The 18,529-nt window shown below is 71.1% G+C and carries 13 protein-coding genes and 2 pseudogenes; 11 read left to right on the forward strand and 4 right to left on the reverse strand.

All coding sequences use genetic code 11. The features are described 5' to 3' along the window. Positions 1-9 precede the first annotated feature (9 nt). Genes OG959_RS23340 through OG959_RS23350 form a run of 3 tightly spaced genes read right to left on the reverse strand, consistent with a single transcriptional unit; the run spans position 10 to position 2,034 of the window. Positions 10-894 (reverse strand): haloalkane dehalogenase, encoded by an 885-nt coding sequence (locus tag OG959_RS23340; RefSeq protein ID WP_326661367.1) that lies wholly within the window; start codon positions 892-894, stop codon positions 10-12. A gap of 46 nt (positions 895-940) precedes the next feature. Continuing rightward, positions 941-1,345, reverse strand: a complete 405-nt coding sequence (locus OG959_RS23345; protein WP_326661369.1) for a pyridoxamine 5'-phosphate oxidase family protein — start codon at positions 1,343-1,345, stop codon at positions 941-943. Then, the gene (locus OG959_RS23350) at positions 1,342-2,034 is read right to left on the reverse strand and encodes an NAD(P)-dependent oxidoreductase (RefSeq protein ID WP_326661371.1); all 693 of its coding nucleotides are present in this window, start codon (positions 2,032-2,034) and stop codon (positions 1,342-1,344) included. The genes OG959_RS23345 and OG959_RS23350 overlap by 4 nt, the downstream gene beginning before the upstream one ends. Positions 2,035-2,109: 75 nt before the next feature. Between OG959_RS23350 and OG959_RS23355 the strand changes: the two genes are divergently transcribed. The 5 genes and pseudogenes from OG959_RS23355 to OG959_RS23375 all read left to right on the forward strand — a co-directional run. Beyond that, positions 2,110-2,733 (forward strand): TetR/AcrR family transcriptional regulator, encoded by a 624-nt coding sequence (locus OG959_RS23355; protein WP_326661373.1) that lies wholly within the window; start codon positions 2,110-2,112, stop codon positions 2,731-2,733. Positions 2,734-3,078: 345 nt separating this feature from the next. Further along, positions 3,079-3,867 carry an ABC transporter ATP-binding protein gene (locus OG959_RS23360; protein ID WP_148019058.1) on the forward strand — a complete coding sequence of 263 codons (789 nt, stop codon included), beginning with the start codon at positions 3,079-3,081 and terminating at the stop codon, positions 3,865-3,867. Continuing rightward, entirely contained in the window at positions 3,864-6,443 is a 2,580-nt protein-coding gene (locus OG959_RS23365) for an ABC transporter permease (RefSeq protein WP_326661376.1), read from the forward strand. The genes OG959_RS23360 and OG959_RS23365 overlap by 4 nt, the downstream gene beginning before the upstream one ends. A gap of 285 nt (positions 6,444-6,728) precedes the next feature. Further along, the gene (gene mfd / locus OG959_RS23370; RefSeq protein WP_326661377.1) at positions 6,729-10,259 is read left to right on the forward strand and encodes a transcription-repair coupling factor; all 3,531 of its coding nucleotides are present in this window, start codon (positions 6,729-6,731) and stop codon (positions 10,257-10,259) included. An 82-nt stretch (positions 10,260-10,341) separates the two neighbouring features. Further along, positions 10,342-10,763 (forward strand): annotated as a pseudogene (locus OG959_RS23375) (UTRA domain-containing protein); the annotation flags it as partial. 48 nt (positions 10,764-10,811) lie between these two features. Here OG959_RS23375 and OG959_RS23380 read toward each other — a convergent pair. Beyond that, on the reverse strand, positions 10,812-11,021 hold the full coding sequence (locus OG959_RS23380; RefSeq protein WP_442805773.1) for a hypothetical protein: 210 nt from the start codon (positions 11,019-11,021) through the stop codon (positions 10,812-10,814). On the opposite strand from OG959_RS23380, the pseudogene OG959_RS23385 reads away from it, so the two are divergent. From OG959_RS23385 to OG959_RS23410, 6 genes and pseudogenes are all read left to right on the forward strand, one after another. Next, a pseudogene (locus OG959_RS23385) lies at positions 11,002-11,148 on the forward strand (IS701 family transposase); the annotation flags it as partial. The gene OG959_RS23380 and the pseudogene OG959_RS23385 overlap by 20 nt on opposite strands. A 26-nt stretch (positions 11,149-11,174) precedes the next feature. Beyond that, the gene (locus tag OG959_RS23390) at positions 11,175-11,342 is read left to right on the forward strand and encodes a hypothetical protein (RefSeq protein ID WP_326661379.1); all 168 of its coding nucleotides are present in this window, start codon (positions 11,175-11,177) and stop codon (positions 11,340-11,342) included. A gap of 228 nt (positions 11,343-11,570) precedes the next feature. After that, on the forward strand, positions 11,571-15,086 hold the full coding sequence (locus OG959_RS23395) for an ALF repeat-containing protein (protein ID WP_326661380.1): 3,516 nt from the start codon (positions 11,571-11,573) through the stop codon (positions 15,084-15,086). 5 nt (positions 15,087-15,091) lie between these two features. Continuing rightward, positions 15,092-15,472, forward strand: a complete 381-nt coding sequence (locus OG959_RS23400) for a hypothetical protein (protein WP_326666564.1) — start codon at positions 15,092-15,094, stop codon at positions 15,470-15,472. Positions 15,473-15,698: 226 nt separating this feature from the next. After that, positions 15,699-16,205, forward strand: coding sequence for a hypothetical protein (locus tag OG959_RS23405; RefSeq protein ID WP_326661382.1), 507 nt, complete (start codon positions 15,699-15,701; stop codon positions 16,203-16,205). A gap of 34 nt (positions 16,206-16,239) precedes the next feature. Further along, positions 16,240-18,447 (forward strand): S1 family peptidase, encoded by a 2,208-nt coding sequence (locus OG959_RS23410; protein WP_326661384.1) that lies wholly within the window; start codon positions 16,240-16,242, stop codon positions 18,445-18,447. The last annotated feature ends 82 nt before the right edge of the window (positions 18,448-18,529 follow it).

Below are 18,529 nucleotides of genomic sequence, written 5' to 3' on the forward strand. Positions count from 1 at the left end.
CGCAACACCTCATCGGGCGGCCGGCGGGCGCGCCAGCCCGTGGCGCCGGGCCCAGGCGTCGATCGCCGCGGCCAGCTCCTCGGGCCGGTCCTCCGGGGAGTGGTGGCCGGCCACCCCGTGCCGGGAGACCTCCAGGCCCGCGATGTTCTCCTCGCACCAGGCGACGGCGCCGCGGTCGGTCATCGCACCCGGCCCCGGCTCGAACGCGGCCAGCAGCTTGGGGATTTCGGGGCTGGCGACCAGCCAGGCGTCGTAGCGCTCGATGCGCGCCACGACGTCCGCGGGCTCGCCGTCCAGCGGCATCATGCGCGTCCAGGCCAGCACCGGGCGACGGCTGTCCGGGGTCGGGAAGGGGCGCCGGTAGACGTCGAGATCGGCGGGGGCGAGCGGGGTGGCGAGCGTGGCCGGGAGCCCTTCGATGAGCAACGACTGCTCCAGGATCATGCTCTCGCCCACCCCGGGAGTACGCAGCAGGGTGAACAACTCTCGCCCAGCCGCCGGGAATTCATTACCGACCAGCGGCTTGACGATCGTCTCGGTGAAGGCGACGGCGCGGACGGCGCCCGGGAGGCGTGCGGCCCGGTCGAAGGCGAGCGCGCCGCCCCAGTCGTGGCCGATCAGCACCGCCTCCGTCAGGCCGAGCGCGTCGAACCAGGCGTCGAGGTGGCGGGCGTGGTCGTCGAAGGAGTAGTCGAGGCGTGGTTTCCCGGACTCGCCCATACCGATCAGGTCGGGGGCCAGCAGCCGGCGGCCGGGCGCGGCGACACCGGGAGTGACGTTGCGCCACAGGTGGGAGGAGGTCGGATTGCCGTGCAGGAAGACGAACGGCAGGCCGTCGGGGTCGCCGGACTCGCGGTAGTGGAGCGTGGTGCCGAGAACGGGAGCAGTGGGCATCGCGGTGTCACATCGCTTTCGGGGGCGGGGTGATGGGGCGTACGGGTCAGAGGCCGAGGCTCAGTACGCGGTCGACGGCGATCTCGACGACGACCAGGTCCGGCGGGGCGGGTGGGGCCGTCCGGTAGCGGGCCGTGTAGCGGCCGACCGCGTCGGCCAGGCGTACGGGATCGTCGCCGACCGTGGCCCGGCCCTCCAGGGTGAGCCAGCGGAAGCCGTCCGCCTGGCAGAGCGCGACCCGGGCCGCCGCGCCGCCCGCCGCCACGTTGCGGGCCTTGCGGGCCCGCGCCCTGGTGGTCACCCGGGCCAGGCCGGTGGACGCGTCGAAGGTGAAGCGGACCGGAGCGACGTGCGGGGTGCGGTCCGGGCGCAGTGTGGTGAGCGTGGCCGTGAGGGGGAGGGTGAGGAACTCCAGCGCTGCGGTGGGGAGTTCGACGGTCGCCGGGCTCATTTCTTCTTCACGCCCTCGTTCCAGATCATCCTGGCGATGTTCGGCTTCACCGCGGTGGTGATGACGCCCATCGCCGTACGGACGTAGCGCCGCTCCTCCAGCTCGCGCAGCATGCTCGCGGCGAGGTCGGCCCGGGCGGTGAAGACGCCGTCGGCGCTGACCGGCGCGGTGCGGTAGTCCGTGACGACCGGGTGCTCGAAGAGGCCCGAGGGCCGTACGAGGGTCCAGTCGAGGCCGGTTCCGCGGATCACGTCCTCCATGCGGCGCATGTCCGCGTGGAGGGTGCGGCCCAGGCGACGGTTCACCAGCGGGTCGAGGACATGGTTGAAGAAGTGCGCGCCGGTGGGACGCCAGTCGGGGTCGGCGATGCTGGAGCTGATGGCGAGGAGCCGCTTGACGCCGTGGCGGGCCATGGCGTCGGTGAGGGCCGCGGCGCTCGCCGAGTACAGGGTGACGGCCTGCTTGCTGAAGCGGGCGCCGAGCGCCGAGAGGACGGCGTCCGTGCCGGCGACCGCCGCGTCGACGGCCGCCGGATCGGTGGCGTCGGCGACGGCCACGGTGAGGCCGGGGCGTTCCCGTAGGGAGCCGGGGCGGCGGGTCACGGCGACGACCTCGTGGCCTGCGGCGAGGGCCTGTTCGGTGAGATGGCGGCCGGTCGGTCCGTTGGCGCCGAAGACTGCGATACGCATGGTGTCGGTCATTCCTTCGTGTGGTGGCCGGAACGCCCTTGACTGTGCCGATCACGAAACGCAGGCTCAACGCTGATGAATAACGCCGCACCCGCCCCCGGCCGCTCCCGAGGCCGGCCCCGAGGGAACCCGCCGACCCGCGAGTCGATCGTCCCGGTGGCGCGTGCGCTGTTCCTGGAGCGCGGCTACCGGGCCACGACCCTGCGCGCGGTGGCCGGGGCCGCCGGGGTCGACCCGGCCTTGATCGCGTACCACTTCGGCTCGAAGAAGGGCCTGTTCGCGGACGTGATGCAGTTCCAGTGCGCCAACGCGCTGGCGGTGGAAGAGGTCCTGGGCGGTGACCAGGCCACCCTTCCCGGCCGGCTGATCGACGCGGTCACGGACCTGTGGGAGGACGCCGACTTCCGCCGGCTGACCGCGCAGGGCGACGAGGCCGCCAGCGTGATCCGCGAATACCTGGAACGCGAGCTCCTGGCCCGTCTTGTTGAATTCCTCGGCGGCCGGGACGCGACCGCCCGCGCCACCGCCGTCGTGACGGTCCTCGGCGGACTCATCTACACCCGCTACCTCAACCCGCTCGCCACCCCCGCCTCCCTTACCCCGGCCCAGGCGCGCACCGTCCTCACCCCGGCCCTGGCCGCGGCGCTGGCCCCGAGGCCCCGCACCGCGACGGCCCCGGACACGGGCCGCCGCGGCTGAAGCCCCTCAGCAGGGCTTTTCCGTACGGCCGGGCCCTGCCGCTCCACCCAGCGGTGTGGACCCGTGGGCGCAGTCCCTGAGAGACGTGTCCACCCGCAGGATCAGACCCCTAGGGGGAGCTCCCTACATCTGGGCAGGGGCCGTTCCTCCCGGCGGAGGACGTGCCCCGCCCCACCCGCTCCGTAGCGTGGTCTTGCACGGGGATTGCGGCAGACCACAGGGGGCGGGGTGGGGAAAACCCCACCCGAAGACTGCGCTGGGCACCAGCGCGCCGGACCCCCTCCTACGACCAGACTTCACAGCAGACAGCGACGAGCTGTCGCCGACCGACATAGGAGATAAACCGTGACAACGGCTGTAACCATTCCCAGGCACGGGGGCACTGGAGGGCGTACGGCCGTGGCTGCGCGAGCGCGGCAGGTCGTCAAGGCGTACGGGGTCGGTGAGACCCGGGTCGTCGCGCTCGACCACGTCGACGTCGACATCGCCCGCGGCCAGTTCACGGCCATCATGGGCCCGTCCGGCTCCGGCAAGTCGACGCTGATGCACTGCCTCGCCGGTCTGGACACCGTGACCTCGGGGCAGATCCACCTCGCGGAGACCGAGATCACCGGGCTCAAGGACAAGAAGCTCACCCAACTGCGGCGCGACCGCATCGGCTTCATCTTCCAGGCGTTCAACCTCCTGCCGACGCTCAACGCGCTGGAGAACATCACGCTGCCGATGGACATCGCGGGCCGTAAGCCCGACGCCGCCTGGCTGCGCCAGGTCGTGGAGACCGTCGGTCTCGCCGAGCGGCTCAAGCACCGGCCGACCGAGCTCTCCGGAGGCCAGCAGCAGCGCGTCGCGGTGGCCCGGGCGCTCGCCGCCCAGCCGGAGATCATCTTCGGCGACGAGCCGACCGGGAACCTGGACTCACGGGCCGGCGCCGAGGTGCTGAACTTCCTGCGCAAGTCCGTCGACGAGCTCGGTCAGACCATCGTCATGGTCACGCACGACCCGGTCGCCGCCTCCTACGCCGACCGTGTGCTGTACCTCGCGGACGGGCGCATCGTCGACGAGATGCTCAACCCGACCGCCGACCAGGTGCTGGACCGCATGAAGGACTTCGACGCGCGCGGGCGGACGTCATGACCGTCTGGAAGACCTCGATGCGCAACTTCTTCGCGCACAAGGGACGCATGGCGCTCTCCGCCGTCGCCGTCCTGCTGTCGGTGGCGTTCGTGTGCGGCACGCTCGTCTTCACCGACACGATGAACACCACGTTCGACAAGCTCTTCGCCGCCACGTCGGCCGACGTCACCGTCAGCCCGAAGACGGCGAAGGTCGACGACACCCCGGAGAACGGCAAGCCCCAGTCGCTGCCCGCCTCCGTGATCGCTCAGGTCGAGAAGGCCGACGGGGTGAAGAAGGCCGAGGGCGCCATCTCCAGCTCGTCGGTCACCGTCGTCGACAGCCACAACAAGAACATGGGCTCCGACACCGGCGCCCCGACGCTGGCCGGCAACTGGACCTCCAACGACCTGCGGTCCATGGAGATCACCTCCGGCCACGCACCGCGCGGCCCGACCGAGGTCATGGTCGACGCCGACACCGCGGACAAGCACGACCTGAAGATCGGTGACGAACTGCGCACCATCGCGGTCACCGGTGACGTCAGGGCGCGCATCAGCGGCATCGCCACCTTCAAGGTCACCAACCCGGGCGCGGCCGTCGTCTACCTCGACACGGCCACCGCTCAGCAGAAGCTGCTCGGCGGCCCCGACGTCTTCACGCAGATCTCCATCACCGCCGAACCCGGCGTCAGCGACGCACAGTTGAAGCAGAGCGTCGCCGCCGCACTGGACGGCTCGGCCGCGTACAAGGTGCAGACCCAGAAGGAAGCCGCGGAGTCCAACAAGGACTCCATGGGCGACTTCCTCGACGTGATGAAGTACGCGATGCTCGGCTTCGCCGGGATCGCCTTCCTCGTCGGGATCTTCCTGATCGTCAACACCTTCTCGATGCTGGTCGCCCAGCGGACCCGCGAGATCGGCCTGATGCGGGCCATCGGCTCCAGCCGCAAGCAGGTCAACAGGTCCGTCCTGCTCGAAGCGGTGCTCCTGGGCATCGTCGGATCGATCCTCGGCGTCGCCGCCGGCGTCGGCCTGGCCGTCGGGCTGATGAAGCTCATGGGCGCCATCGGCATGGAACTGTCCACCGGCGACCTCACCGTCGCCTGGACGACCCCGGTGATCGGCCTCGCGCTCGGCATTATCGTGACCGTCCTCGCCGCCTACATCCCGGCCCGACGGGCCGGCAAGGTCTCCCCGATGGCCGCCCTGCGCGACGCCGGAACACCGGCCGACGCCAAGTCCGGCTGGATCCGGGCCGGCATCGGCCTGGTCCTCACCGGCGCCGGTGCGGCGGCCCTGTGGGCGACGACGCAGGCGGACAAGGCGAGCGACGGCTCGCTCTTCCTCGGCCTGGGCGTCGTCCTCACCCTCATCGGCTTCATCGTCATCGGCCCGCTGCTCGCCGGAGTCGTCGTACGGGCACTCAGCGTCGTCGTCCTGCGGCTGTTCGGCCCGGTCGGCCGGCTCGCCGAGCGCAACGCGCTGCGCAACCCGCGCCGGACCGGAGCGACCGGTGCGGCCCTCATGATCGGCCTGGCCCTGGTGGCCTGCCTGTCGGTGGTGGGCTCCTCCATGGTCGCCTCGGCCACCGACGAGCTGGACAGGTCGGTGGGCGCGGACTTCATCGTGCAGTCGTCGACCGGCCAGCTGATCGTGCCGCAGGCCGCTAAGGCGCTGGAGACCGCGCCCGGCATCGAGCACATCACGAACTACAAGGCCATCGGCGCGAAGCTCACCGACCCCGACGGTTCGACGACGGACGAGGACGTCACCGCCGCCGACCCGACGTATCCGCAGGACCTGCATCGCGAGACCGTCGCCGGTGACCTGTCCGCGGCGTACGGGGAGAACGCCATGTCGGTCGGCGACGAGTACGCCACCGAGCACGGCATCAAGGTCGGTGACACGATCACCGTCGCGTTCAAGGCGGGCGACACGGCGAAGCTGAAGGTCGCCGCGATCACCTCGGACGACACGACCGTGGACCAGGGCGCGATGTACATGAGCACCGCGACCGCCGAGCGGTACGTCCCCGCCGACAAGATGCCCAAGAACGTGATCATGTTCGCCAAGGCGCAGGACGGCAAGGAGAAGGAGGCCTACGCCGCCCTGAAGAGCTCGCTCGCCGAGTACCCCCAGTACAAGGTGCAGAATCAGGCCGACTTCAAGCAGGATCTGAAGGACCAGATCAGCCAGCTGCTGAACATCGTCTACGGCCTGCTCGCCCTCGCGATCATCGTCGCGGTCCTCGGGGTCGTGAACACCCTGGCCCTCTCCGTCGTCGAGCGGACCCGCGAGATCGGCCTGATGCGCGCCATCGGCCTCTCCCGCCGCCAGCTGCGCCGGATGATCCGGCTGGAGTCGGTCGTCATCGCCCTGTTCGGCGCCCTGCTCGGCCTCGGCCTGGGCATGGGCTGGGGCACCTCCGCCCAGAAGCTGCTGGCCCTGGAGGGTCTCGGCGTCCTGGAGATCCCGTGGCCGACCATCATCACGGTGTTCGTCGCCTCGGCCTTCGTCGGACTCTTCGCGGCACTGGTCCCGGCGTTCCGGGCAGGACGGATGAACGTCCTGAACGCCATCGCCACGGACGGCTGATCCGGGCGGTCCGCATAGACTGAAGATTCCGGCCCCGGGCGCTCCTCCAAGCGCCCGGGGCCGGATTTCGTCCGTGGGGGCCTTTCCGGATTCCGTACGCGCGGACCCGTGGGGCGCGGCGCGCTGCCCGGTTGCGGGCGCGGCTGTCCCCTCGGAGTCGTACGCTGGTGGAACCCCCGGCCCGTCTGACGTGTCGGGCCCTTCGCGTTGCCCCCGACGGCAGCGCTGCCCCCGACAGCAGCCGGCTGTCGGACCTCACCCTCGTTACCCGGACGGAAGCCCTTCATGAGCCTGCACGGTCTGCTGGATGTCGTCGTACGTGATCCGGCGCTCGACGAAGCGGTGAAGGCCGCCGGGGACGGGCACCGGATGCACATCGACCTGGTGGGCCCGCCCGCCGTCCGGCCCTTCGCCGTGGCGGCCCTCGCCCGGGACTCGAAGCGGACCGTGCTCGCCGTCACCGCGACCGGGCGCGAGGCCGAGGACCTGGCGGCCGCGCTGCGCACCCTGCTGCCGCCGGACACGATCGCGGAGTACCCGTCCTGGGAGACCCTGCCGCACGAGCGCCTGTCGCCCCGCTCCGACACCGTGGGCCGCCGGCTGGCCGTGCTGCGGCGCCTCGCGCACCCGAGGCAGGACGACCCGGAGACCGGGCCCGTCTCCGTCGTCGTCGCACCCATCCGTTCCGTGCTCCAGCCGCAGGTCAAGGGGCTCGGCGACCTGGAGCCCGTGGCGCTGCGGATCGGGCAGAGCGCGGATCTCGGCAGGACCGTCGAGGCGCTCGCGGCAGCCGCGTACTCCCGGGTCGAACTGGTCGAGAAGCGCGGCGAGTTCGCCGTGCGAGGCGGCATTCTGGACGTCTTCCCGCCGACCGAGGAGCACCCGCTCCGGGTGGAGTTCTGGGGTGACGACGTCGAGGAGATCCGCTACTTCAAGATCGCCGACCAGCGGTCCCTCGAGATCGCCGAGCACGGGCTGTGGGCGCCGCCCTGCCGGGAGCTCCTGCTGACCGACGACGTCCGCGAGCGGGCTGCCGCGCTCGCCGAGGCCCACCCCGAGCTGGGCGAACTCCTCAACAAGATCGCCGAGGGCATCGCGGTCGAGGGCATGGAGTCCCTGGCCCCCGTCCTCGTCGACGACATGGAACTGCTGATCGACGTCCTGCCCAAGGGCTCCATGGCCGTCGTGTGCGACCCCGAGCGGGTCCGTACCCGGGCCGCGGACCTGGTCGCCACCAGCCAGGAGTTCCTGGAGGCGTCCTGGGCGGCCACGGCGGGCGGCGGCGAGGCCCCCATCGACGTCGGCGCGGCCTCGCTGCGCGGCATCGCGGACGTCCGCGACCGCGCCCGCGAGCTGGAGATGATGTGGTGGTCGATCTCCCCGTTCGCCGCCGACGAGGAACTGGACGACGACACCCTCAAGCTGCGGATGCACGCTCCGGAGGCGTACCGCGGCGACACCGCCCGCGCGCTCGCCGACACCAAGGGCTGGCTGGCCGAAGGCTGGCGCACGGTGTACGTCACCGAGGGCCAGGGCCTCGCCTCCCGTACCGTCGAGGTGCTGAGCGGCGAAGGCATCCCGGCCCGCCTCGACGCTGACCTCGCCGAGATCACCCCGTCCCTCGTCCACGTCTCCTGCGGCGCCATCGACCACGGCTTCGTCGACGCGGAGCTCAGGATCGCCGTCCTCACCGAGACGGACCTGACCGGCCAGCGCACCGCCACCAAGGACCTCGGCCGGATGCCGGCCCGCCGCAGGAAGTCCATCGACCCGCTGACGCTGGAGACGGGCGACTACATCGTCCACGAGCAGCACGGTGTGGGCCGCTACATCGAGATGGTGCAGCGCACGGTGCAGGGCGCCACCCGCGAGTACCTCCTCGTCGAGTACGCCCCCGCCAAGCGCGGCCAGCCGGGCGACCGCCTCTACATCCCGACCGACCAGCTGGAGCAGGTCACCAAGTACGTCGGCGGCGAGGCCCCGACCCTGCACCGGCTGGGCGGCGCCGACTGGACGAAGACGAAGGCGCGCGCCAAGAAGGCCGTCAAGGAGATCGCGGGCGACCTGATCAAGCTCTACGCGGCCCGGATGGCGGCCCCCGGCCATGTCTTCGGCCCGGACACCCCCTGGCAACGCGAACTGGAGGACGCCTTCCCGTACGCGGAGACGCCCGACCAGCTCAGCACCATCGCCGAGGTCAAGGAGGACATGGAGAAGTCCGTCCCCATGGACCGCCTGATCTGCGGCGACGTCGGCTACGGCAAGACGGAGATCGCCGTACGGGCGGCCTTCAAGGCGGTCCAGGACGGCAAGCAGGTCGCCGTCCTCGTCCCCACGACCCTCCTGGTCCAACAGCACTACAACACCTTCACCGAGCGGTACGCCCAGTTCCCCGTCAACGTACGGGCGCTGAGCCGCTTCCAGTCCGAGACCGATTCCAAGGCGACGCTCGAAGGGCTCCGCGAGGGCTCGGTCGACCTCGTCATCGGCACGCACCGCCTCTTCTCCTCCGAGACCAAGTTCAAGGACCTGGGCCTGGTCATCGTCGACGAGGAGCAGCGCTTCGGCGTCGAGCACAAGGAGCAGCTGAAGAAGCTCCGCGCCAACGTGGACGTCCTCACGATGTCAGCGACGCCCATTCCCCGTACCCTGGAAATGGCCGTCACCGGCATCCGCGAGATGTCGACGATCACCACCCCGCCCGAGGAGCGCCACCCGGTCCTCACCTTCGTGGGCCCGTACGAGGAGAAGCAGATCGGCGCGGCCATCCGCCGCGAACTGCTCCGCGAGGGCCAGGCGTTCTACATCCACAACCGGGTCGAGTCCATCGACCGGGCAGCTGCCCGCCTCCGCGAGATCGTGCCCGAGGCGCGGATCGCCACCGCCCACGGCCAGATGTCCGAACAGGCCCTGGAACAAGTGGTGGTGGACTTCTGGGAGAAGAGGTTCGACGTCCTGGTCTCCACGACGATCGTCGAGTCCGGCATCGACATCTCCAACGCCAACACCCTGATCGTGGAACGCGGCGACAACTTCGGCCTCTCCCAGCTCCACCAGCTGCGCGGCCGCGTCGGCCGTGGCCGCGACCGCGGCTACGCCTACTTCCTCTATCCGCCGGAGAAGCCGCTCACCGAGACGGCCCACGAGCGCCTCGCCACGATCGCCCAGCACACCGAGATGGGCGCGGGCATGTACGTGGCCATGAAGGACCTCGAGATCCGCGGCGCGGGCAACCTGCTGGGTGGCGAGCAGTCCGGCCACATCGCGGGGGTCGGCTTCGACCTGTACATCCGCATGGTCGGCGAGGCGGTCGCCGGCTACCGGGCCTCTCTCGAAGGCGGAGTGGAGGAGGAGCCGCCGCTGGAGGTCAAGATCGAGCTCCCGGTCGACGCGCACGTCCCGCACGACTACGCCCCCGGCGAGCGGCTGCGCCTCCAGGCCTACCGCTCGATCGCCTCGGCCTCCTCGGAGGACGACATCAGGGCGGTGCGCGAGGAGCTCACCGACCGCTACGGCAAGCTCCCGGAGCCGGTCGAGAACCTTCTCCTGGTCGCCGGACTGCGGATGCTGGCCCGCGCCTGCGGCGTCGGCGACATCCTGCTCCAGGGGTCGAACATCCGCTTCGCGCCGGTGGAGCTGCGCGAGTCGCAGGAGCTGCGGCTGAAGCGCCTCTACCCGAAGACGATCATCAAGCCGGCCCTGCACCAGATCCTGGTACCGCGCCCCACCGCGGGCAAGATCGGCGGCAAGCCGGTCGTGGGGCGTGAACTGCTGGCGTGGACGGGGGAGTTCCTGACCACGATTCTGGGGTCGTAGCACCCGGATCTACAGACGGTGGCCCCGCCGGAAATCCGGCGGGGCCATGCTCTTTACGTGGCTGGGGGCGTGGCGGGCCTCGGACGAACGGCTCGTGATCGGCAGGGCGGGTGGTGCGTCCGTGACGGTCCGGGACCACCGGCAGCGAACCGTCCGCCCGGACTCGTACATGGCTCCGGTGGGCTCGGGTGCGCCGTATCGCTGGCTGACCGAAGACCCCGGCGGCGGTGCCCGCGCACACAGCACGCTCATTGAAGTGACCGAGAGCGATCCGCCCGCGGATGTCGCCGAGGCGCTCAGGCTGCCGACGTCGGGCCGTGTGCTCCTGTGGCGCCAACTCCTCATGGCCGACGACGAACCGGTCGAGCTCGTGGCGTCCTGCTACCCGCTGGAGATCGTCGACGGTACGCCGATGACGGCCCGCCGGAAGATCCGGGGCGGCACCCGACTCTCCTTGCGGAACTCGGCTACCCGCCACGGCTCAGCGTGGACAGGGTCTCCGCGCCCGGCCTCGCCGCAGCCGACGGCGACGCCGGGCGCACCGCAGTGGGGTCAGATCCCGCCCGGGTCCAGCGCCCCCGCCATCGCCCGGTAGCCCGCGTCACTCGGGTGCAGGTGGTCGCCCGAGTCGTAGGCCGGGGCGATGCTGTCCGGGTCCTCGGAGTCGGCCATGGCGCGGTCCAGGTCGACCACGTCGTCGTACGCGCCCGGGGTGCGGATCCAGTCGTTGACCGCGTCGCGCGCGCTGCACCTGGCTTCCAACGGCGCATCCGCGGCGGTGAACTGGCGTCTGTTCCTGCCCGGGAGCCGGGATCCCGCCTCACCGAAGGCCGACCCGGCCAAGGTGGCCCGCGGTGACAAGTGCGCCATCCCTGCCCCCACCTGTCACCGCGACATGCCAGACCCCGCACCAACATGACCCAGCACTACCAGCTGCTCCTGATCGCCATGGCGGAGCGCAGGCGACACATCCGGATCAGGGGCGCGGACCGGCTCCGCTTCGCTCCGCGTGCGACGGAGCGGGCGGACCTTGGCCAGCCGGACCAGGTCCGTGATCGGGCCGCCATTGCAGCCGATCGGTGATCAGCGGATTCGTACCAATTCGCAGTCTCCATCGATTCGTTACCAGGATCACTACAACCGTTTCAGGCCGTGACGCACATCACGACGATCACTCGAGGGATACTCGATGATTCTTCGAGTTCTGCCCGATTTCTGCAGTGGACGAGCCCTCAAAACATGGTTTCCATAGGGGTCTTGAACCGCAGGGGGGCGGCGAGATTTCCCCTCGTAACCGAGAAGGAAGTCTTTATGGCGCAATCACCGCGGATATTCAGCAGACGCCAGTCACTGGCCATTTTCGGCGGGATCGCGGCAGGAACCGCGCTGCCCCTGGGGGTGTTCGGGTCCCGGCCCGCGTACGCGGCGGACGCGGCGGCCGACGGCGATACACGGCTGCCCGACACCGACCGCGGCAAGATCGTGCAGGCGTACCGGACCGGCGGCCGCGCGGTGCGCACCTCCGCGGCGGTGGCGCTCGTGGGCAGCGCGGACGACGTGGCCACGTTCCTCGCCGAGAGGCTGCCGGCGGCCACGGCCGAGGACAACCGGTTCACGCTCACCGAGGCCCTGGTCAGCGCGGGCAAGGCGACGCGTGCCGGGATCGGGCAGGCGCTGTCCGGCGGGGACGCGGCGGTCGCCACCTACCTGCAGGGCGGCTTCGAGTCGGCGGTGCACGAGGACCTCGAAGTGGCCGTGACCACGGTCAACGCACATGGCGGCAAGGCCGTGAAACGTGAGTCCTCCGAGGCACTCGCGAACGGTACGGACTTCGCGCTGCGGGACTTCCTCAGCACTGGGCAGTACGACGCACACGACGAGGACCAGCGCGTCCAGGTGACCTCCATCCTCGTGACCGCCTCGCCACAGGTGCGGGAGTACGCGGAGCGGGCGCTCGACGACGGATCGCCGCGGGCGATCCAGTGGTTCCTGACGACGGGGCAGTACATCGCCCGGGCGCGGGACGAGGAGTCGGCGGAGATCCAGCAGCTCGTCAAGATCGTGGAGTCGGAGGGACTGCGCGCCGAGCGCAAGACCGACGAAGCGGTCGAACTGTCCGCGCAGGCGGTCGAGGCCGCCGGCAAGGCCAAGGCGGCCGCGCTGGAGGCGAAGGCGGAGGCGCAGGCCGCCGAGCAGGACGTGCAGCGCTCGGCCAGGGCCGCGAACAAGGCGGCGCGGGCCGCCCAGGGTGCCGCGGCCGCCGCGTCGACCGCGGTGTCCGCCTCGCGTACCGCGCAGGTCGCGGCCCGGCGCACCGTGGCCGCCGCGAACGCCGCCGCGGCCGCCGCCGCCTCTGCGGGACGCGCCGCGTCGCGCGCCTACCGCGCCGCGATCAGCGCTTCCAAGAACGCGAACACGGCGGACGCGGCCAACCAGGCGGCGCAGGCCGCGCGGGTCATGGTCGACTGGGTGCGCACCGTGGCCGCGAAGGCCAAGCTCGCGGCCCTCGCCTCCGACGCGGCCGAGGCCGCGGGCCACGCCGCCGCGGGTGCCGCGGTGGACTCGGCCTCCGCCGCGCGTGCTTCGGCCGACGCCGCGGTGTCCGCCGGTGCGGCGCGGTCCGAGGCCGCCGAAGCGCAGCGCCAGGCCGCCATCGCGGAGGCCGCCGCCGGCCGGGCCACGACGGCCGCGAGCCGGGCCTCGGCCCTGTCCCGCAGGGCGGCCACCGCCGCGCGTTCCGCGTCCGCCGCCGCCGACAGCGCGGCCGACCACGCGGAGAAGGCGGCCGATGCCGCCGAGGAAGCGGCCCGGCACGCCGGCGAGGCCGTGGACTACGCCAACCGCTCCACCACCGCCGCCAACGCCGCAGTGGAAGCCGCGAACAAGGCGTACGACGCCGTCACCGAGGCTCGGGAGGTCGAGGAGGAGGCCCGGGAGGCCGAGATCGCCCGGCTGAACGAGGAGGCCGCGGAAGCGATCGAGGTCGCCAAGCAGCAGCGGAGCGCGGAGACCGACCGTCTGGAGCGCGCCAACCGTGAGCGTACGCAGGAGGCGCGGCTGTCCGACGAACTCGTCGCGCTGATCACCGCAATGGACGCGGCGCTCGCCGACGGGCGGACCGGGGAGGCCGTGAGCAAGGGGCGGCAGGCCGCCGTCGGGCTGATCGACCGGTCCGGTACGTGGACCCGCGAGGCCGCCGAGTTCGCGCTTGCCGGCTCGGACGAGGACGTACTGCGCTGGATCGAGGCCGACCGGGTCATCGCGCTGCAGCAGGACAACGCGGAGAACACCGCGGCCACCGCCGCGATCTCCACGCAGAACGTGGCCGAGGCCGCCGTCGCCGCGCTGCAGACCGAGGACGCCGCCGCCATCAGGACCTTCCTGGAGAAGGGCGCGGTCCAGGCGGCACGGGATGACAACGAGGTCGAGGTCACCACGCTCCTCGCGGACTCCTCCACCGGTACCGCCGTACGGCGCGCCGCCGAGGCCGCCCTGACGGACGGCTCCGCCGAGGCGCTGCACACCTTCCTGCACGTGGAGCGCGCCGCGGCCGTCCACGAGGACGACAAGGTGGCGGCCACCACGCTCCTGGCGAGCGGTGGCCCGTACATACAGGCCGCGGCGAAGGTCGCCCTTGAAGGCGATACGCACATGCTGCGCCAGTTCATCGGCACGACGCAGCACGAGTTCGCGCGCATCGACCATGATCACGCCACACACATCAGCGCGATCCGTGCGGCGATCGCGCGGGCGGCCAAGATCGCCGAGGACGCGCTCGAGGACGCGGCACGCGCCTCCGAGGCCGCGGCCATCGCCCGGCAGGCCGCCAAGGAAGCCACCGAGTGGGCCGACAAGGCCGACGGCTGGGCGGCCGACGCCAAGGCCTCCGCCGAGGAGGCCCGCGAGAACGCGGAGGCCGCCGAAGCCTCCGCGGCCGCCGCCGCCCAGTCCGCGCGGACCGCGGCGAACGCGGCCGCGGAGGCCCGCAAGGCGAGCAGTGTGGCGCGGGACGCGGCGAGCCGGGCCGTGAACTCCGCCGAGACCGCGGCGTCCTACGCCGCCGACGCGCAGGCCTCCGCGACGCAGGCCCGGCAGGCCGAGCTCGCGGCGGGCAAGTCGTACGCCGAGGCGGCCATCGCCGCCACCCAGGCGCGGGTCCTGGTCATCCAGGCCGCGATCCGGCAGGCGATCCAGGACGCGATCAACAACTCGAAGGTGCCGATCGACGGCGAGGGCTCCCTTCCCGACGGCGCCGAGAGCTGCCTGACGCCGTTCGGCGACCCGATCACGCACCGGAACAACACCAACCCGTGGGAGCTGGGGTGGAGCTGGCTCACCGGCTCCGGCCCCGGTTCGCAGTGTTTCGGCCCGGACGACGAGTTCACCCGCCTCTACCGTGAGCACGAGCACACGCAGGGGGTCCTCGACTACTTCCTCAAAAATTGGCAGCGGACCGGGAAGTACGAGCTGGGTCACACCTACATGGACGACTACATGCTCAGCGGCTTCGATGGCGCCGGCAAGTACCTCACGGACTACGGCACGCTCAGCACGGCCGGGCTCACCGGCAACCTCGCGTACACGTTCCTGGGCTCGCACCAGGTCCGTATGACTCCCATCCGGAAGAACGCGGACGGGTCGGTCACCTGGCGCTACACCGCGTACAACGAATCGGACATCGAGTCGGCGACGCACCCGCCGGTCATCGGGTACACGGACTGGTGGAGCGACACCGTGGGCGCGTTCGTCGACAAGGTCGTCGGTGACGAGGGGCCGTTGTCGCCCAAGACCCAGGTGATCGAGTTCGACGTTACGCTGGGCCCGTGAGCTGCATGAGGACCAGTGAGCGGTGGCTCTTGGCCGCGCTCGGCGCTTCGGCGGTGCTCGTCTCGGGGTGCTCGGGCGCGGTCGAGCCGGAGAAGCTGCCCGGCGTGTACCGCAACGACGAGGGCGGGCAGATCGAGCTCTCGGCGGACGGCACGTTCTCGGCCACCCGGGTGACGACGAGCGACGGCTCGGATCCGACCGACTTCAGCGGCACCTGGGACTATGAGGATCCGGGCAGTTCGGACGATTTCGTCTACCTGGGTATCGAAGACGGCGGGCTCGGCAAGATCGGCGGAATCCAGCTCTACGTGGACGATCAGGACACGCTGCACTTCCAGTCCGATCCGGACGGTCCGATCACGCAGGAGCTCAGCAAGACGGACTGAGTGACCTGATGGTGCCGGGCGGTACGGCCGCGGAGTCTATTCCGCGGCCGTACCACCCATTCTCTTTCGTGCGAACTCGCCGGTTGTCCGATCGTTGTCCGGTTTCCGGCTGATTTCGGGCTGTTCTCCGTCCGCGTCAGGAATTGGACGTGCTCGCCAAGTGCCCTTTTTGGAACGGGGCTTGAATTCAAATGAGACTGTCTCCCTTCTAGCTTCAAGGACTGTAATGAAGACACGCAGCGCATTCGTGCGCATTCTCGGCGCCGCGACCGCCGCCGGTGCTCTGGCATGGGCCGTGCTCGCCCAGGGCGGCGCGGGGGCCGCCTCCCAGTCCTCCACCGAGACCGTCGCCGAGGCCGCGCCCGGCTACGCCGTCGAGGACTACAACTACCCGAACGCCGACAAGATCCAGGCCGAGCAGAACATCGTCCTCAAGCGCGGCGACGGCCACGTCGTGCTCGCCGACTGCGCCGCCGGGGGCAACCTCCTGCAGTTCCTCGCGCGCGACCATGCGGACGTCTGCTTCAAGGTCACCGCCGACGAGGGCTTCCTGACCCTCGAACTGCCCGCGGTGCACGGGGTGAAGACGGACGACTCCGTCAACACGCACCTGGAGATGACCGCCGAGGGCGACCAGGTCGAGTACGACATTCCCGCGGACACGTGGAAGGGCGTCGGCGAGTCCGTCGACGGCCGCGAGCACGTCCTCGTCGAGATCCGCGTCACCAACTAGTCCGCTTCGCCCCGTGATTGAGGAAACCACTCGTATGTCTTCCCTGAGACGTTCTCGTCTGGCCGCGCTCGGCGCCGTACTGGCCGCCGGGTCGCTTGCGCTGAGTGCGACACCCGCGGTCGCCATCACCGGCGGCACACAGGTCGCCGACTCGGACGCCACCTACGCCTACACCGCACAGATCACCATCGGCGCCCACGACCGCGGCTGCTCCGCCGTCCTCGTCGACGCCGAATGGCTGCTCACCGCGGCCAGTTGCTTCGCCGAGGACCCGGCCGCTCCGCTCGCCGTCCCGGCCGGCGCCCCCACCCGGACGACCACCGCCGTCATCGGCCGCTCCGACCTCTCCGGCACCCAGGGCGCCGAGCGCCGCGTCGTCGAGATTGTGCCGCGCACGGACCGCGATGTGGTCCTGGCCCGCCTCAGCCGGCCCGTCACCAACGTGACGCCGGCCCAGCTCGCCACCACCGCGCCCGCGGCCGGTACGGAGCTGACCTTCGCCGGATACGGCCGCACGAAGGCCGAATGGGCACCGCTCCAGCTGCACACCGGCACCTACGGCGTCGACTCCACCGCGGCCACCTCCGCGGGCGTCACCGGCAAGGACGGCTCGGCCGCCTGCATGGGCGACGCCGGCGGCCCGGTCATCTCCGGCGGCAAGCTCGTCGGGCTCAACAGCCAGTCCTTCCAGGGCGGCTGCCTCGGCATCGACGAGGCCCAGACCTCCACCGCGGGCGTCATCGCGCGCGTCGACGACCTCGCCTCCTGGATCGACGAGAAGGCCGGGGCCACCCGCATCGTCGACTTCAACGGCGACGCCATCGAGGACATCGCCATCGGCGACCCGATGGCCACGGTCGGGGGCCACACCACCGCGGGCCTCGTCCATGTCATCCGCGGCGGCGGCAAGGGCATTGCCGAGATCACCCAGGACCTCGACTGGGTAGCCGGCGGCGCCGAGGCCGGGGACCACTTCGGCAACCATCTCGCGACCGTCGACTACAACGAGGACGGCTACACCGACCTGGTCGTCTCCGCGTCCGAGGAGAACGTCGGCACTGCGGTCGACGCCGGCTTCGTCGACATCCTGTTCGGGGGCAAGGACGGCCTCGGCAGTGGCCCGGCCAGCCGCCACTTCGAACAGGGCTACGGCAACGGCTCCATCGGCGGCTCCGCGCCCGAGACCGGCGACCGGATGGGCGCCTCCCTCACCGCGGGCACCAGCGCCGAAGGCAGGCCGTGGATCCTGATCGGCACGCCGGGTGAGTCGGCCGGCTCGCTCGCCGAGGCGGGCGTTGCCTTCTACGTGCACGACGACACCAACATCAGCATCAGCCAGGACACCTCGAACGTCCCCGGCGCGGCCGAGGCCGGCGACGCTTTCGGCACGTCCGTCACGGGCGACTCCAACTTCATCGCCATCGGCGCTCCCGGTGACGCCATCGGCGGCGACGCGAACGCCGGCAACCTGGCGGTGCTCAGCCACAAGCTGGACGCCGACGGGCGGCCCACCGTGATCACGGGCATGGACCAGGACGACGAGAGGATCGGCGGCGGCGCCGAGGCCGGTGACAAGTTCGGCCAGGCCCTCGCGTTGGTCGCCTACCGCCCGTCCGGTGCGGCCACGGCCACCGACTCGATCCTCGCGGTCGGCTCGCCCGGCGAGTCGATGGCCGCCGAGACCGGCGGCGCGCAGCAGGCCGGTGCGGGCAATGTCATGCTCATACACATCGGGGCCGACGGAACCTGGGACTACATGCACGCGCTCAACCAGGGCTCCGCGACCGACGACCGCTCCGGCACGATCGAGGCCGGTGACTACGAGGGCTCGTCCCTCAGTGCGGTCAACACCGCGCCCCGCCAGGTCGGTTCAGCCGCCACCCTGAAGGTCGCCGTGGGTGCCCCCGGTGAGGACCTCGCGGGTGTCACCGACGCCGGCGCCATCCACACCTTCTCGCTGTTGGATGCGGCAGGCGCCAACGACCTGTGGATCGAGGCCGGCGACGGCGACGGTATCCCCGGGGCCCCGGGTGAGAGCGACAAGCTGGGCACGAGCATCCACTTCACCCCGCGGAACCTCTACGCCGGTATGCCCTACGGTCCCGCCGCCACCGGAGCCCTGCACGTCCTGCCGTTCCCGAACGCCGTATCGGGCGGTACGAGCAGGCCCGCGACCACGTACCAGCCGGGCCAGGGCGGGCTCCCGGCCAACGGCACCTACTTCGGGTACTCGGTACGGTAACGACTGTCGCCGTACCGCCTGAGCCCTCGGAGACCGCGACACGACGCTGCTGGTCATTCGCTGCTGGTCATTCGGGGGACAG

Source organism: Streptomyces sp. NBC_00385 (genome assembly GCF_035917155.1).
GTDB classification, from domain to species: domain Bacteria; phylum Actinomycetota; class Actinomycetes; order Streptomycetales; family Streptomycetaceae; genus Streptomyces; species Streptomyces poriferorum.